The sequence below is a fragment of the Micromonospora jinlongensis genome (genome assembly GCF_013410645.1).
Lineage (GTDB): Bacteria > Actinomycetota > Actinomycetes > Mycobacteriales > Micromonosporaceae > Micromonospora > Micromonospora zamorensis.
On sequence record NZ_JACCHK010000001.1, the window covers coordinates 6,584,744 to 6,600,177 of the forward strand.

The following is a 15,434-nucleotide window of genomic DNA, read 5'->3' on the forward strand; positions in this document are numbered from 1 at the left end:
GTGCCCACCACGCCTGCACGGCCCCGTGCCTCGCTGCTCCTGCTGGCTTACCTCGCGTTCGTCAGCCTCGGCCTGCCCGACGGCCTGCTCGGCGTCGCCTGGCCGTCGATCCGGAGCGACTTCGGCGTCCCGACCGAGGCGGTCGGGTGGGTGCTGACCGCCGGCACCGTCGGCTATCTCACCTCCAGTGTCCTGGCCGGCTTCACACTGGCCCGGGTCGGCGTGGGCGCGCTGCTCGCCGGGAGCACCCTGCTGGCCAGCCTGGCGCTGACCGGCTATTCCGTGAGCCCCGTGCTGGCCGTGCTGGTGGGCTGTGCGCTGCTGCTCGGGCTCGGGTCCGGCGCGGTCGACTCCGGGCTCAACGCGTACGCCGCCGGGGCCTTCGGGCCGCGCCACATGAACTGGCTGCACGCCTTCTTCGGCCTGGGGGTGGCGATCGGTCCGCTGATCATGACCGGGGTGCTGAGCGCCGGCCTGGCCTGGCGCTGGGGCTACGGCATCGTGGCCGGGGCCCAGATCGTCCTCGCCATCGCCTTCGTGCTCACCGTGCGAGCCTGGCACCGTGGTGTACCGGCCGGCACCGAGGCGGCCGACGCCACACCCGCCGAGACGCCGGCGGTGGTTCGGGTTCCGGTCCGGGCGACGCTGCGACTGCCGGCGGTCTGGTCGGGGACGGTCGCCTTCGCGCTGTACGTGGCCATCGAGGTGTCCGCCGGCCTCTGGGCGTTCCTGCTGCTCACCGAGGGGCGCGGGCTGAGCGCCGCGGTGGCGGGCGGCTGCGTCTCCGCGTACTGGGGCAGCCTCTTCGTGGGCCGGGTCGTGCAGGGGGTGGTGGCCGAGCGGTTGGGGGCCGGCCTGGTGCTACGCGCCAGCCTGGCCGGAATGGCCGTGGGCGCGTTGCTGATCGCCGTTCCCGGTCCGGCCGCGCTGGCGGTGGCCGGCCTGGTCGTGGTCGGGTTCGCCGCCGCGCCGGTGTTCCCGCTGCTCACCCTCACCACCGCCGACCGGGTCGGCGCGGCGCACGCGGACCGGGCCATCGGGCTCCAGATCGGCGCGTCCGGCATCGGCGCCGCGCTTGTCCCGGCCGGACTCGGTGTCCTGATCGGCAACACGTCGGTGCAGGTGCTGGGCTCGGCCCTGCTGGTGCTCGCGCTGGCGTTGATCGCGCTGTACGAGTGGGGCGCCCGTCGCTCGACCGGCCGGCCCACCGCGCACCCGGTGCCCGCGCAGACCGGCGGGGAGGGTCAGCCGACGTCGGGGCCGGTCCGCCCGGTGGTGGACGGGCGGTAGCGGCGCTCCGGATCGGTGTCCTCCCGGCTGTTGCCCTGGGCCTGCCCCTTGCGGTCGTCCGCTGCCGGCCCGTGACCGAACGTCGCCTCTTCCCCCGCGTCGTTGCCGGTCACGTCGTCGGCCTGCCCGTCGAGGCTGGAGCCGGACACGGCCTGCTCCAGCTCTTCCAATGGAAGCCGTTCCTCGTCCCGCCACACCCTGATGTTGTCGTCGGTCATGTCTTCAGCCGTACCCGGGCGCGATGATCGCAAACGGTGGCGTGCGACAAGGCTCGGACACGGCGATGGCCGCCAGGATTCTGGCGGCCATCGGTGTCACTGCTCAAGGTCACGGCTGCGGACGGTCCACCGACCCACGCCAGGCGCCGGTCTCCTGACCGCGCCGCTCGATGAAGGTCTTGAACCGCTCCAGGTCACCCTTGGCGCGCCGGTCGACGATGCCCAGCTTGTCGCCGGCCTGCTCGACCACCCCGTGCGGCTCGAACTCCAGCTGGAGGGTGACCCGGGTTTTGTCCTCGTCGAGCCGGTGGAAGGTCACCACACCGGCCTGCTGGGTGCCGCCGGTCGAGCGCCAGGCGACCCGCTCGTCGGGGAGCTGCTCGGTGATCTCGGCGTCGAACTCACGCTTCACCCCGGCGATGTCCACCGTCCAGTGGGTCAGCGTGTCGGAGAGCTGCCGGACCTCCTGCACGCCCTCCATGAACTGCGGGAACTCCTCGAACTGCGTCCACTGGTCGTACGCGGTGCGTACGGGCACGGCAACGTCGACATGTTCGGTTACGCCACTCATCAGAGAACCTCCTTCAGTCGCCGATGGCTGTCGGATCGGGGGACGATCCGGTCACCAGCGAGTTGTCTCGTTCTTGTTGCCGAGCGCGGCCCACACCTCGGAGACCGTCTGGTAGACGGTGCCCTCGGGCAGCCGTTCCAGCGCCGCCACGATGTCGTCGGGCGCCTCGTTCTCCCGGGCGCTGGCAATGAGCACCAGGCGGTCGCCCGGCAGCGCGCTCATCGAGATGAACCGGCCGAGCCGGCTGCGCTGCTCGACGTCCGTGGAACTCATCCCCTGCGGGGTGCCGGTGCGCAGGTCGCCGGCCGGGGCGGTGGTCGTCTCCGGCTGGTCCTCGCCAGCCGGTTCCGGCACCCGCGCCTCATCGACCCGAGAGCCACCGGTCCCCGGCCCCTGCACGAGGCCGCTGACCTCCTGGCTCATCTGTTCGTCGATCCTCGGTCCGTGCTTGCTGTTGCCACGCTCCATGCCTTCTGCGCTACCCGGCACCCCGCCCGCTAAACCGGCACCGGGCCACGAACGGGCCCATGGTCCGACCGCGAACCGGACGAGCGGTGCCGAACCGGCTCAGTCGTCGGCGGGCTTCCGGGGCGGCAGCACCGGCTCCTCCGGGTCAGGGTCGCCGGCCTGCAACTGCCGCCCGCGCTGCACCTCGGCGTTGATCTGCACGCCCAGCATCAGCGCGGAGTTGGACAGGTAGAGCCAGACCAGGAACGCGATGGCCGCCCCGAGGCTGCCGTAGGTGGTGCTGTACGAGCCGAAGTTGGCCACGTAGAGGCCGAAGCCGAAGGAGGCCACCGCCCAGGAGACCAGGGCCACCGCGCCGCCCGGGGTGAGCCAGCGGAACCGGGGCTGACGCACGTTGGGCGCGATCCAGAACAGCAGCGACAGCAACGCCATCATGATCAGGGCGAGCACCGGCCACTTCGCCACGCTCCACACCGTGCGGGCCAGACCGCCGGCATTGATCAGGTCCCCGACCGCGTCGGTGACCGGCCCACTGACGATCAACCCGAGGGCGACCACCGCGAGCAGCACCAGGGTGATCGCCGCCAGGCCGATCTGCAACGGCCGAAGCTTCCAGACCGGCCGGCCCTCGTCCACCCCGTAGATGGCGTTGGAGGCCCGGGTGAACGCGCCGATGAAACCCGACGCGGACCACAGCGCCCCGAGCAGGCCGAAGCTCAGCAGCAGCTTGGGGTTGCTCTGGTCGAGCACCACGGACCGGATCACCCCGACCACGCCGCCCTCGCCGTCGGTCAGCACCGACCCGGCGCCCACCTGGTTGGCCAGGTCGACCACCGTGTCCAGGGTCCGCTCTCCGTCGGACACCAGACCGACCAGCGCCACCACCACGATGGCGGAGGGGAAGAGCGCCAGGACGCCGTAGTAGGTCAGCGCGGCGGCCCAGTCGGAGCAGTTGTCGTTGACGAAGTTCTGCACACTGCGGACCAGCACCCCGCGCCAGGTCCGCCAGCTCAGCTGCCGGATCCGCAGGGGAACACGCGTGTCGTGCGCGCCCTCGCGCGTCGTACCGGGCTCCGTGGTCGTCATGCCCGCTCCCTGCGCCCCGGCCACCGGATGACCGGTCGTCCGGTCGGGCCTGGCCCCCGATACCCGGATCGGGAAATTGAGAAACTCGCCCCGCGCGTGCGGATCCCGCCTATGGTTTGCCGCCGCGACACCGGGGAACGGCAAGGGGAACCCCGTCGAAACGGAGGAGGACGAGATGCCCGGGCGCGAAGACCTGCCCAGCACGCTGCGGCGCTCCCCGGAGAAGGCGCAGCGCACCTGGGAGAAGACGCACGACTCGGCGGTAGAAACCTACGGCGAGGGGCAGCGGTCGCACCGCACCGCCTTCGCCGCGGTGAAGCACCAGTTCGAGAAGGTGGGCGACCACTGGGAGCCGAAAGGCCGCAAGGGCCCGAGCGACCAGCAGGCCGCCGGTGGCGGGCCGGAACGGCGAGCCCCCACCGCCGGCGGGGTGGACGCCAATGCCACCAAGGACCACCTGATGTCGGTGGCCCGCAAACTGGACGTACCCGGTCGGTCCAGCATGACCAAGCCGGACCTGGTCAAGGCCATCGAGAAGGCCAACGACCGGGCCACCCGCAAGGCTCGCGGCGACTGACCGCACGGACGACGGCACGGGCGGACGCACCACCCCTGCGTCCGTCCGTGCCGTTCACCAGTGCCCGCCGCCCGGCGCCTCGATGTGCACCGCCTTCGTGGCGGTGAACTCGTCCAGCAGTTCCGGGCCGTACCCGAAGCCCTGCCCACTGGCCCGGCGCGGATGCGCGGCGCCACCCGGCGCGCCCCCGAACACCGCGTTGACCTTCACAGTGCCCACCGGCAGCTCGCGCCAGGCCCGCTGCGCGTGACTCATCGACGCGGTCAGCACCGTGGCGGCCAGCCCGTACGGGGAGTCCGCGGCACAGCGCAGGGCCTCGTCGAACGAGTCGACGACCACCACCGGCGCGACCGGCCCGAACGTCTCCTCCCGCACCAGCGGCATGTCGTGTCGGCAGTCCGTGACCACAGTGGCCGGGTAGAACGCCCCCGGCCCGTCCGGCACCTCACCGCCGACCAGCGCCCGAGCGCCGGCCGCCACCGCCGCCGCGACCTGCCCGTGCACGTGGTCGCGGTGCCGTCGGTCGACCAGCGGGCCCAGCTCGGTGCCCGGGTCCCGACCCGGCCCGACACGCAGCGCCTCGGCGTGACGCGCGAGCGCGGCCACGAAGTCCCCGGCCACCTCCCGGTGCACGTAGATCCGCTCCACCGCCACACAGATCTGACCGGCGTTGGCGAACGCGCCCATCGCGGCCTGACCGGCCGCCCACAGCGGGTCGACGCCCGCGTCGACGATCAGCGGGTCGCTGCCCCCGTTCTCCAGGAGCACCTTGGCGCCCGTGCGGGCCGCGGCGGCGGCGATCGCCCGTCCGGTCGCGGTGGACCCGACGTGAGCCACCACGTCGACGTCCTGCGCCGCCAGCGCCGCACCGACCTCCGGGCCGCCGGTGAGCAGTGACAGCACACCGGTCGGGAGTGCCTGGTCCAGCGCACGCGCCAGCAGCCAACCCGTCGCCGGCGTCCGTTCGCTCGGCTTGTACAGCACCACGTTCCCGGTCACCAGGGCCGCGCCGAGCAGCCCACAGGAGACCGCAACCGGGTCGTTCCAGGGGGTGATCGCGGCGACCACACCGCGCGGCTGCGGGGTGAGGAAGTCCAGCGCGTCGGCTTCGCCGTTCAGCGTCCGCCCGCCGCGCAGCGGGGCCAGCTCCGCGTACTGTCGCAGGGTGCCGACACCCGCCTCGACGCCGCCGCGGGCGTCCGCCAACGGCTTGCCCATCTCCGCGGTGACCGCCGCCGCCAGCTCCTCGGTGGCCGCCGCCACCGCGTCCGCGGCCCGGTGCAGCACCGCCGCCCGCTCGGCCGGCGCGGTCGCCGCCCACTGCGCCGCCGCGTTGCGGGCCGCCTGGGTCGCCTTGCCGACCTCGTCGGCGGTGGCCACCGGCACGGTGCTGACCGGCGAGTCGTCCGCCGGGTCACGCACCACCAGTTCACCGCCGTCGCCGCCGGCGCCCCACACCCCACCCACCAACTGCGCAACCGTGTACATGCGGCGCTGGATGCCCCGGCCTCGGCGAGGCAAACGCGTTTCGCCCGGTTGCGCGCAGGGTAGGCGGATCGGATGACTACCACCGCCGCGCAGAGCGCGGACGCCGTCGTCGTCGGTGCCGGTCACAACGGCCTGGTGGCGGCGAACCTGCTGGCGGACGCCGGCTGGGAGGTGGTGGTGCTGGAGGCCACCGCGACACCCGGCGGCGCCGTCCGCTCCGCCGAGGTGACCGCGCCGGGCTATCTGAGCGACCTCTACAGCTCCTTCTACCCCCTCGGGTACGCCTCTCCGGTGCTCGCCGGCCTGGACCTGGGCCGGCAGGGGCTGTCCTGGCGGCACTCGCCCGACGTGCTGGCGCACCTGCTGCCGGACGGCCGGGCCGCCGTGATCAACCGGGATCCGGACGTCACAGCCGCCTCACTGGAGCAGTTCGCCCCTGGTGACGGCAAGCGCTGGCTCAACGCGTACACCGACTGGCTCGACGTGGCCGAGCCGATGCTGGAGACCATCACCACGCCGTTCCCGCCGGTCCGCGGAGGGCTTGGTCTGCTGCGTCAGCTGCGCGTCGCCGGGGCGCTGCGGCTGGCCCGGCGCCTGGTGGTGCCGGTGCGCAAGCTCGGCGACGAACTCTTCGACGGCCCCGGCGGGCCGGCCCTGCTGGCCGGCTGCGCCCTGCACACCGACCTGTCCCCCGAGGAGGCCGGCTCCGGGGTGTACGGCTGGTTGCTGGCCATGCTCGGCCAGCAGGTCGGCTGGCCGGTGCCCGCCGGCGGCGCGCAGCAGATCACCAACGCGCTGGTGGCGCGGCTGCAAGAGCGCGGCGGCGCGATCCTCTACGGCGCCCACGTCGACCGGGTGCTCACCGCCCGGGGTCGGGCGATGGGCGTACGCACGCGGGGCGGCACGCTGTGGCGGGCCCGCCGGGCCGTGCTCGCCGACGTGCCGGCGCCTGCGCTCTACCTCGACCTCGTCGGCGCGGCAGCGTTGCCGTCGCGGCTGGTGGAGGACCTGGCGCACTTCCGCTGGGACGGTTCGACACTCAAGGTCGACTGGGCGCTGTCCGCGCCGATGCCCTGGACGAACCAGCAGCTGGCCGGGGCCGGCACCGTGCACCTTGGCGCGGACCTGAACGGGCTGACCCACTACGCGGGCGAGCTGGCCCGAGGTGAGCTGCCCCGGGACCCGTTCCTGCTGGTCGGGCAGATGTCCGTGGCCGACCCTAGTCACTCCCCGCCGGGCACCGAGTCGCTCTGGTCGTACACCCACCTGCCGTTTCGCCGGGACTGGCGGGCCGAGGACGTCGCCGGTCACGTGCAGCGCATGGAGGACGTGCTGGAGGAGGCGGCCCCGGGTTTCCGGCAGCTCATCGTCGGGCGGCACGTGGCCGGGCCGGCCGACCTGGAGAAGGGCAACCCGAGCCTGGTCGGCGGCACCCTCGGCGGTGGCACCGCTGCCGCGTACCAGCAGCTCTTCCTGCGTCCCATCCCCGGCCTGGGCCGGGCGGACACTCCGGTGGACCGGCTCTTCCTGGCCAGCGCGTCGGCGCATCCCGGCGGCGGGGTGCACGGCGCCCCCGGTGCGAACGCGGCCCGCGCGGCGTTGGCCCGCGACCGCGCCCTCACCGGGCGTGCCTACGCCGCGGCCATCGCAACGGCCCACCGAGCCATCTATCCCGACTGACCCCGCCCAGGCCCCGCTCCACAGCCCTCACCAAGGCGGGGTTGGGTGGGTCAGCGGGTGATGTTGCGGTGCTTGCTGCGCAGGCGGAACGGCATCAGGGCGCTCTCCACCTTGGTCGCGGTGGTCATCTTGGAGAGGCCTTCCTGCCGCTCCTCGAAGCGGATCGGCACCTCCAGGATGGTGTGCCCCAGCTTGGTGGCGAGGTAGTGCATCTCCACCTGGAAGCTGTAGCCGTTGGACTGGACCCGGTCCAGGCCGATGTCGCGCAGCGCGTCGGCACGCCAGACCTTGAAGCCAGCGGTCAGGTCCCGGATGCGTACCCGCAGCAGGGTGTGCACGTAGAGGTTCGCCCAGCCGCTGAGGGCCCGGCGGTACAACGGCCAGTTCTCGTCCAGCTCGCCACCGGGCACGTAGCGGGAACCGATCACCACGCTGGCCTGGGTGGAGATCAGCGCGCCCAGCATGCCCGGCAGAGCCTCCGGCGGGTGCGAAAGGTCGGCGTCCATCTGCGCCACGTACTCGGCGCCGCCCTCGATCGCCCGCCCCAGCCCGTCGACGTACGCGCGGCCGAGGCCCTCCTTGCCGGCGCGGTGCACGACCTCGATCCGGGCTGGATGCTCGATGGCCAACTTGTCGGCCACGTCGCCGGTGCCGTCGGGGGAGTTGTCGTCGACGACGAGGATGCGCAGACCAGGCAGCGGCAGTGCGAGAAGCCGCTCCACCAGGGTGGGCAGGTTGCCCGCCTCGTTGTAGGTGGGCACGACGACGGTCAGACGCGCGTCCTGCCACGGCGACGGCAGCTGCACAGGCTCGATCATGCGGGACATCCTCGGTTCGCGGACAGGGCTCACCGCTGAGGGTATCCAGTTGGCGCATTCGGTCTGAAGAGGCACCCCTTCCGGGCGTTGCGGACGGCGCCGCCGGCCGTGTCCACCCATCGCTGGTCGCGGCGTTGCCAGGTGAACGCCGGCGCGGGGGCCGGCCAGCGCTTCCGGGGTCGGTCAGCGCCAGCGACGTGCCACGGCCGCGAGGGTCAGTCCCGCAGCGGCGAGCGCGACACCGGACAGGGCCGGCTTGTGGGTGCCCACCCAGAGCGCCGCCGAGCGGTCGCGCGCCCGGTCGTGGAACACTCCCGCCGTGCCCCGGTCCGTGTCCTCGTCGCCGGGATGGTCGAGATTGTCCCGCCAGGTGGCCGGGTCGATCTTCTCGCCGGTCTGCTGGCTCTCGTAACCGTCGCGGGCCAGCTTCCGGTCGAGCAGGCCCGGGAACAGGATGTCGCCCAGCCGGGCCCGCCACGTCGGGCCGCCCACGTTCAGCTCCCGGGTGCCACGGTCGGCGGCCCACACGATGGCCCGGGCGGCCAACTCCGGCGTGAAGATCGGCGGCACCGGCTGCGGATGCCGAGGCAGCCGGGTGCGGACCCAGGAGAACTGCGGCGTGTTGACGGCGGGCAGCTGCACCATCGACAGCTTCACCCCCGGGCAGTCGTGCAGCAGCTCGGCGCGTAACGAGTCGTTGAAACCCTGAACGGCGTGCTTGCTCGCGCAGTACGCCGACTGCAGCGGGATCCCTCGGTAGGCCAACGCCGAGCCCACCTGCACGATCGTGCCCCGCCCGTGCGCCCGCATGTGCCGCAGCGCCGCCAGGGTGCCGTGCACCGTGCCGAGGTAGGTGACCTCGGTGACCCGGCGGAACTCGCGGGCCGGGATCTCCCAGGCCGGCGCGAACACCGACGCCATCGCGTTGTTGACCCACACGTCGATGTCGCCCCACCGGTGCACCACGTCGTCGGCGGCCCGTTGCACCGCGCCCGCGTCGGCCACGTCGACCCGGTAAGCGCGCACGTCGGTCGCACCCCGCAGCCGGCACTCCCGCTCGGCGGCGGCAAGGCCCGCCTCGCCCCGCGCCAGCAGCGCCAGCCGGGCGCCCCGGTCCGCGTACGCGTGGGCGACGGCCCGACCGACGCCGGCGCTCGCCCCGGTCACCACGACGGTCTGCGTCACGGCGACCCCTTCTGCCGGGTGGCGATGTCGGAGAGCCGGTTCAACGTCTCCCGGTTGCGCAGGTGCAGCACCAGATCGTTGACCTTGTTGCGGACCCAGCGCAGCGGACCGGCGGCGAAGTCCTCCCCGAGGCGTACCCGGGTGGCGTTGTCGCCGACCGGCTCCAGCGTGAAGGCCACGATCGCCTCGCCGGCCGGCCAGAGACCGGCTTTGAGCACGAGCCGGTGCGGCGGTTCGCAGGCCAGCACCGTCGAGGCGTCCTGCAAGGAGAACGGCCACGGCCCGGCCTTGTGGTGCAGTTGGCTGCCCACCCGGGGCCAGGCGTCGTCCACGTCCCGCACGTGTGTCGTCCCGACCACCCAGTCGCTGTACGTCCACCCGTCGGCGAGCACATCGAACACCTGCTGCGGGGGAGCGTCGATCACTTTCTCCACAATCGCCACTGGGCTTTCATACCCCCGGCAGGCACCGGCTAACGGCCGGCGGGTTAGCTTCTCCGGCACGGCGGGTAAGGCCGACGCGGGGCACCGCTGGCGGCGCTGGCCCACCCCCTCGACGACGACGTTTACTCCTCGGGGCGCAGGGAACCCGCCGGCTGTGCGACAGGACCAGGAGGATCCGTATCAGCGCAGGTCAGCCCCGGTTTACGCCGCTGCTGACCGCGCCGGTTCCGCCGGGTCCGCTCGCACAGCTGTCGGAAGCCCTCGACCCGTCCTGTACGACGCGGTGCTGCTGGACCGCGACGGCACCCTGATCGAGGACGTGCCGTACAACGGCGACCCGGAGAAGGTGCGGCCGGTGCCGGGGGCGCGGGCGGCGCTGGACCGGCTGCGGGCGGCCGGGCTGCGCCTGGCGGTCGTGACGAACCAGTCGGGCCTGGCCCGGGGTTACTTCACCGGGGAGCAGATGCGGGCGGTGCACGCCCGCGTCGAGGAGCTGCTGGGCCGGTTCGACGCGTGGCTGGTCTGCCCGCACGACGACGAGGACGGCTGCGACTGCCGCAAGCCGGCACCCGGCCTGGTGTACGCCGCCGCTCGGGAACTGGGCACCACCGCGTCCAGGTGCGTGCTGGTGGGCGACATCGGCCGGGACATCGGCGCCGCGCTGGCCGCGGGGGCGGCGGGAGTGCTGGTGCCGACCCCGGTGACCCGACCGGAGGAGATCGCGGCCGCCGGGTGGGTGGCCACCGATCTGCCGGCGGCGGTGGACGAGATCCTGCGCCGCCAGCAGGCCGTACGACCGGCGACCCGGACCGGTGACGCGGTGCGCACGGCACTGGTGGTCCGGTCGGACTCGGCCGGGGACGTGCTGGTCACCGGGCCGGCGATCCGTGCCGTCGCGGCGGGGGCGCAGCGGGTGGTGCTGCTGTGCGGGCCGCGTGGTCGCGCCGCCGCCGACCTGCTGCCCGGCGTCGACGAGATCATCGAGCACCCGCTGCCCTGGATCGACCCCACGCCGGGGCCGGTCGACCCGGAGGCGGTGCGGAGCCTCACCGCCCGCCTCAGCGCGCTCGGCGCGGACCAGGCGGTGGTGTTCACCTCGTTCCACCAGTCCGCCCTGCCGCTGGCGCTGCTGCTGCGGATGGCGGGTGTCGGCCGGATCGCGGCGATCAGCGACGACTACCCGGGCTCGCTGCTGGACATCCGGCACCGGGTGCCGGTGGGAGTCCCCGAACCGGAACGTGCCCTCTCCCTCGCCGCCGCCGCCGGTCACCGGCTGCCCGACGGCGACGAACCCGTGCTCCGGCTCCGCCGCGACGCCGTGCCGCCGCGCCCGGCCGACCTCGGCGACCCGGGGTACGTGGTGCTGCACCCCGGCTCGGCCGCGTCGAGCCGGGCCTGCCCGCCCGAGGTGGCGACCCGGATCGCCGGGGTGCTCACCGCCGCCGGGCACCGGGTGCTGGTCACCGGCAGCTCCGACGAGCGTGACGTCACCGCCCGGGTCGCGGCGGCCGGCGGCACCGACCTGGGTGGGCGAACCGACCTGGCCGGGCTGGCCGGGATCGTGGCGGACGCCAGCGCGGTCGTGGTCGGCAACACCGGGCCCGCGCACCTGGCCGCCGCGGCCGGAGTGCCGGTGGTGAGTCTCTTCGCGCCGACCGTCCCGTTCGGTCAGTGGGGTCCCTACCGGGTGCCCACCATTCGGCTCGGCGACGCCGCAGCGGCCTGCCGGGACACCCGTGCCGCCAGCTGCCCGGTCCCCGGGCACCCCTGCCTGCGTGGCATCGACCCGGACGAGGTGGTCGACGCGCTGCGGACGCTCGCCGTCAGTGGTGGTGGCGGTCGATGAACATCCTGCTCTGGCACGTGCACGGCTCGTGGACCACGTCGTTCGTGCACGGCAGCCATCGCTACCTGATCCCCACCACACCCGACCGCGGCCCCTACGGCCTCGGCCGGGCCCGCACCTACCCCTGGCCGGACAGCGCGGTCGAGGTCGCCCCGGAGGACCTGCCGGACACCGACGTCGACCTGGTCATCCTGCAACGGCCGGAGGAGATCGACCGGGCCGAGGCGTGGCTGCGCCGCCGCCCCGGCCGCGACCTCCCGGCGATCTACGTCGAACACAACACCCCGAAGGGCGACGTGCCCAACACGCGGCACCCGATGGCCGACCGTGACGACCTGCTCATCGCCCACGTCACCGGGTTCAACCAGATCTTCTGGGACACCGGCGCCACCCGCACCACAGTGGTCGACCACGGCATCGTCGACCCCTCCGTCTCCTACACCGGGGAACTCGACCGGCTCGCCGTGGTGATCAACGAGCCGATCCGGCGAGGACGGGTCACCGGCACCGACCTGCTGCCCCGGTTCGCCGAGATCGCACCGCTGGACGTGTTCGGCATGGGCGTCGCCGGCCTGGCCGACCACCTCGGGCTGCCCGCCGACCGGCTCACCAGCCACGACGACGTGCCCCAGCACCGGATGCACGCCGAGCTGGCCCGGCGGCGTGCCTACCTGCACCTGTGCCGGTGGACCTCGCTCGGGCTCAGCCTCATCGAGGCGATGGCGATCGGCATGCCGGTCGTCGCGCTCGCCACCACCGAGGCGGTGACGGCGGTGCCGCCGGAGGCGGGCGCCCTCGCCACCCGGACGGACACCCTGCTCGACGCCGCCCGCCGGTTCATCGCCGAACCGGCGACCGCGCGCCAGGCCGGTGCGGCGGCGCGAACGGCCGCACGCGACAGGTACGGCCTCGACCGTTTCCTCGCTGACTGGGACCGGCTGCTGGAGGAGGAAGTATGCGGATCGCGATGATCTCGGAGCACGCCAGCCCGCTCGCCGTCCTCGGAGGGGAGGACGCCGGCGGCCAGAACACGCACGTCGCGGAGCTGTCCGCCGCGCTCGCCGCCGCCGGGCACGAGGTACGGGTCTACACCCGGCGGGACGCGCCCGACCTGCCGGTGACCGTCCGCAGCCCGGACGGGTACGACGTGGTGCACGTGTCCGCCGGGCCGGCCGAGCCGGTGGCCAAGGACGCGCTGCTGCCGCACATGCGGGAGTTCAGTGCCTGGCTGATCGAGCGCTGGCGGGGCGGGGACTGGGTGCCCGAGGTGATCCACGCGCACTTCTGGATGAGTGGCCTGGCGGCGCTGACCGCCGGCCGGCAGACCGGGGTGCCGGTGGTGCAGACGTACCACGCGTTGGGCACTGTGAAGCGCCGCTACCAGGGCGTGCAGGACACCAGCCCGGCACGTCGGGTGTCCTACGAGCGCGAGCTGGGCCGCTCGGTGGACCGGATCGTCGCCCAGTGCCGCGACGAGGTGGGCGAACTGGTCCGGATGGGCGTGCCCCGGTCCCGGATGACCGTCGTGCCCTCCGGAGTCAACCTCGCCACGTTCGCCCCGCTCGGGCCGGCCGCCGACCGCGAGCCGGGTCGGGCCCGGGTCCTGACCGTGGGTCGACTGGTCGAACGCAAGGGCTTCCAGACCGTGGTCCGTGCGATGGCCCTGGTCCCGGACGCCGAGTGCGTGGTGGTCGGCGGCCCGCCCGAGGGGCTGCTGGAGACCGACCCGTATGCCCGGCGGCTTCGGGCACTGGCGGAGTCGTGCGGGGTGGCCGACCGGGTGCACCTGGTCGGCGCGGTGCCCCGGGAGGAGATGGGCCGCTGGTACCGCTCGGCGGACCTGCTGGTCGCCGCACCCTGGTACGAGCCGTTCGGGTTGACCCCGCTGGAGGCGATGGCCTGTGGGGTGCCGGTCGTCGGCACCGCCGTCGGCGGCATCCGGGACACCGTTGTCGACGGGACGACCGGTGACCTCGTGCCGGCGCGGGACCCGCAGGCGCTGGCCGCCGCGATCCAGGGGTTGCTCGACGACCGGATCAGGCGCTTCGCGTACGCGACGGCGGCGCGTGAGCGTGCCCGGACGCGGTACTCGTGGGCGGCCACCGCCGAGCGGCTGGTCGAGGTCTACAGCGAGGTGGCCGCCGTGCGCCGCCCGACCCGGGTGGTGGCCTGATGCCGTCGGGAAGCCTGCTCGACACACACCTGACGAACCTCGCCGCGGCGCTGGTGCCGTACCGGCGGTGTGAGTCGCAGCTGGCCCGCTGGGGTGCGGACCTGGCCCACCGGCTGGCCGGCGGGGGTCGTCTGCTGGTCGCCGGCAACGGCGGTAGTGCCGCCGAGGCCCAGCACCTCACCGCCGAGCTGGTCGGCAAGCTGCACCACGACCGGCAGCCGCTGTCCGCGATCGCGCTGCACGCCGAGACGAGCGCGCTCACCGCCATCGCCAACGACTACGGCTACACCGACGTCTACGCCCGCCAGGTGCGCGCGCATGGTCGTCCCGGTGACGTCCTGCTGCTGCTGAGCACCAGCGGCAGCAGCGCCAACCTGGTCACCGCCGCGCTGGCCGCCCGGGAGGCCGGCCTGACGAGCTGGGCGCTCACCGGGGCGGCGCCCAATCCCCTCGCCGACGCCTGTGACGAGGTGCTGGCTGTCGCGTCCCCCGACACCCAGGTCGTCCAGGAGCTGCACCTCGTGACCAGCCACCTGCTCTGTGAGTACCTCGAACAGGAACTGCCCGCCGCCCTGGCCGCGGTCGCCGACCCGACGGCCGTCCACCACGACCCGGGGGAGCCCGCGGCGCCGGCTCGATCGGTGCGTACCGGGGTCGAAGTGGTGCTCGACGGTGGGACCGGACAGCAGGTCGACGCGTGAGGATGAGGAGGCAAGCGTGAGAGGACCCGTGGTGGTGCTCGGCGACACCCTGCTCGACCGGGACGTGGAAGGGGTGGTGAACCGGCTCTGCCCGGACTCCCCGGTGCCGGTGCTCGACGAGACCGTGGCCACCGACCGACCCGGTGGCGCCGGTCTGGCGGCGGTGTTCGCCGCCGCGCAGGGCGCCGAGGTGGTGCTGGTGACCGCCCTCGCCGACGACGCCGGCGGAGCCCGACTGAGCGCGCTGCTCGCCGCCGCCGGCGTGCAGGTGTATCCCCTGGCTCTCTCCGGCGCGACGCCGGAGAAGATCCGGCTACGGGCTCGGGGTCGGGTGCTGCTGCGCCACGATCGCGGCGGCGCGTCCGGGGAGCCGGGCCAGCCCTCCGACGAGGTGCTGCGGGTGATCGCCGGAGCGTCGGCGGTGCTGGTCAGCGACTACGGCCGGGGGGTGGCCCGGCAGCCCGCGCTGCGTGACGCGTTGGCCGGGACCCGCGCGCCGGTGGTGTGGGACCCGCATCCGCGCGGTCCGGCGGCGGTGCCCGGCGTCCACCTGGCCACCCCGAACGAGTCGGAGGTGCGCGAGCTGGTTCCCGCGCTGCCCGGTGCCTCCCGGCTGGCCACCGCGTCGCGTGGTGCGCAGGGGCTCCGGCGGCGCTGGCGGGCCGGCGCGGTCGCGGTGACGCTGGGCGGTGACGGCGCGCTGCTCTGCCACGCCGGGTCGACGCCGCTGGTGGTGCCGACCCCCGGCAGCGCGGAGGGGGACACCTGCGGAGCCGGCGACCGCTTCGCGGCCGCCGCCAGCCTCGCGTTGGCTCAGGGCGCCCTGGTCTCCGAGGCGGTGCAGGCGGCGGTCGCCGAGGCGTCCCGGTTCGTGGCGGGTGGAGGAGTGG

The 15,434-nt window shown here is 73.9% G+C and carries 15 protein-coding genes and 1 pseudogene; 8 read left to right on the forward strand and 8 right to left on the reverse strand.

Annotated elements, in window-relative coordinates; translation table 11 throughout:
* Complete coding sequence (locus HNR22_RS29650) at positions 1-1,290, forward strand: MFS transporter (protein ID WP_179783143.1); 1,290 nt, start codon at positions 1-3, stop codon at positions 1,288-1,290.
* Here the strand turns inward: HNR22_RS29650 and HNR22_RS29655 are convergent.
* The 4 genes from HNR22_RS29655 to HNR22_RS29670 all read right to left on the reverse strand — a co-directional run bounded on the left by HNR22_RS29655 (position 1,245) and on the right by HNR22_RS29670 (position 3,633).
* On the reverse strand, positions 1,245-1,508 hold the full coding sequence (locus HNR22_RS29655) for a hypothetical protein (RefSeq protein WP_179783144.1): 264 nt from the start codon (positions 1,506-1,508) through the stop codon (positions 1,245-1,247). The two genes, HNR22_RS29650 and HNR22_RS29655, sit on opposite strands and share 46 nt — an antisense overlap.
* A gap of 109 nt (positions 1,509-1,617) precedes the next feature.
* Positions 1,618-2,079 (reverse strand): SRPBCC family protein, encoded by a 462-nt coding sequence (locus HNR22_RS29660; RefSeq protein ID WP_179783145.1) that lies wholly within the window; start codon positions 2,077-2,079, stop codon positions 1,618-1,620.
* Between the two features lie 51 nt (positions 2,080-2,130).
* Positions 2,131-2,547, reverse strand: a complete 417-nt coding sequence (locus tag HNR22_RS29665) for a DUF2795 domain-containing protein (protein ID WP_179783146.1) — start codon at positions 2,545-2,547, stop codon at positions 2,131-2,133.
* A gap of 99 nt (positions 2,548-2,646) precedes the next feature.
* A complete protein-coding gene (locus HNR22_RS29670; RefSeq protein WP_179783147.1) occupies positions 2,647-3,633 on the reverse strand; it encodes a YihY/virulence factor BrkB family protein in 987 nt (328 codons plus the stop codon).
* 175 nt (positions 3,634-3,808) lie between these two features.
* Between HNR22_RS29670 and HNR22_RS29675 the strand changes: the two genes are divergently transcribed.
* The gene (locus tag HNR22_RS29675; protein WP_099852103.1) at positions 3,809-4,210 is read left to right on the forward strand and encodes a ChaB family protein; all 402 of its coding nucleotides are present in this window, start codon (positions 3,809-3,811) and stop codon (positions 4,208-4,210) included.
* A 54-nt stretch (positions 4,211-4,264) separates the two neighbouring features.
* Here the strand turns inward: HNR22_RS29675 and HNR22_RS29680 are convergent, their stop codons facing one another.
* On the reverse strand, positions 4,265-5,698 hold the full coding sequence (locus tag HNR22_RS29680) for an aldehyde dehydrogenase family protein (protein WP_179783148.1): 1,434 nt from the start codon (positions 5,696-5,698) through the stop codon (positions 4,265-4,267).
* A 72-nt stretch (positions 5,699-5,770) separates the two neighbouring features.
* On the opposite strand from HNR22_RS29680, the gene HNR22_RS29685 reads away from it, so the two are divergent.
* Positions 5,771-7,378, forward strand: coding sequence for a phytoene desaturase family protein (locus tag HNR22_RS29685; RefSeq protein WP_179783149.1), 1,608 nt, complete (start codon positions 5,771-5,773; stop codon positions 7,376-7,378).
* Between the two features lie 50 nt (positions 7,379-7,428).
* Here the strand turns inward: HNR22_RS29685 and HNR22_RS29690 are convergent, their stop codons facing one another.
* From HNR22_RS29690 to HNR22_RS29700, 3 genes are all read right to left on the reverse strand, one after another.
* Positions 7,429-8,196, reverse strand: a complete 768-nt coding sequence (locus HNR22_RS29690; RefSeq protein WP_179783150.1) for a polyprenol monophosphomannose synthase — start codon at positions 8,194-8,196, stop codon at positions 7,429-7,431.
* A 183-nt stretch (positions 8,197-8,379) separates the two neighbouring features.
* Positions 8,380-9,381, reverse strand: coding sequence for an SDR family oxidoreductase (locus tag HNR22_RS29695; protein WP_179783151.1), 1,002 nt, complete (start codon positions 9,379-9,381; stop codon positions 8,380-8,382).
* The gene (locus HNR22_RS29700; RefSeq protein ID WP_179783152.1) at positions 9,378-9,824 is read right to left on the reverse strand and encodes an SRPBCC family protein; all 447 of its coding nucleotides are present in this window, start codon (positions 9,822-9,824) and stop codon (positions 9,378-9,380) included. Before HNR22_RS29700 ends, HNR22_RS29695 begins: the two co-directional genes overlap by 4 nt.
* A 154-nt stretch (positions 9,825-9,978) precedes the next feature.
* Here HNR22_RS29700 and HNR22_RS29705 point away from each other — a divergent pair, with 154 nt between their 5' ends.
* The 5 genes and pseudogenes from HNR22_RS29705 to HNR22_RS32090 form a co-directional block, all read left to right on the forward strand.
* Complete coding sequence (locus tag HNR22_RS29705; RefSeq protein ID WP_179783153.1) at positions 9,979-11,670, forward strand: HAD-IIIA family hydrolase; 1,692 nt, start codon at positions 9,979-9,981, stop codon at positions 11,668-11,670.
* Complete coding sequence (locus HNR22_RS29710; protein WP_179783154.1) at positions 11,667-12,641, forward strand: glycosyltransferase; 975 nt, start codon at positions 11,667-11,669, stop codon at positions 12,639-12,641. The genes HNR22_RS29705 and HNR22_RS29710 overlap by 4 nt, the downstream gene beginning before the upstream one ends.
* The gene (locus HNR22_RS29715; protein WP_179783155.1) at positions 12,626-13,843 is read left to right on the forward strand and encodes a glycosyltransferase; all 1,218 of its coding nucleotides are present in this window, start codon (positions 12,626-12,628) and stop codon (positions 13,841-13,843) included. Before HNR22_RS29710 ends, HNR22_RS29715 begins: the two co-directional genes overlap by 16 nt.
* Positions 13,843-14,544, forward strand: coding sequence for a D-sedoheptulose-7-phosphate isomerase (locus tag HNR22_RS29720; protein WP_425488084.1), 702 nt, complete (start codon positions 13,843-13,845; stop codon positions 14,542-14,544). Before HNR22_RS29715 ends, HNR22_RS29720 begins: the two co-directional genes overlap by 1 nt.
* A gap of 76 nt (positions 14,545-14,620) precedes the next feature.
* A pseudogene (locus tag HNR22_RS32090) lies at positions 14,621-15,391 on the forward strand (PfkB family carbohydrate kinase); the annotation flags it as partial.
* Positions 15,392-15,434: the final 43 nt, after the last annotated feature.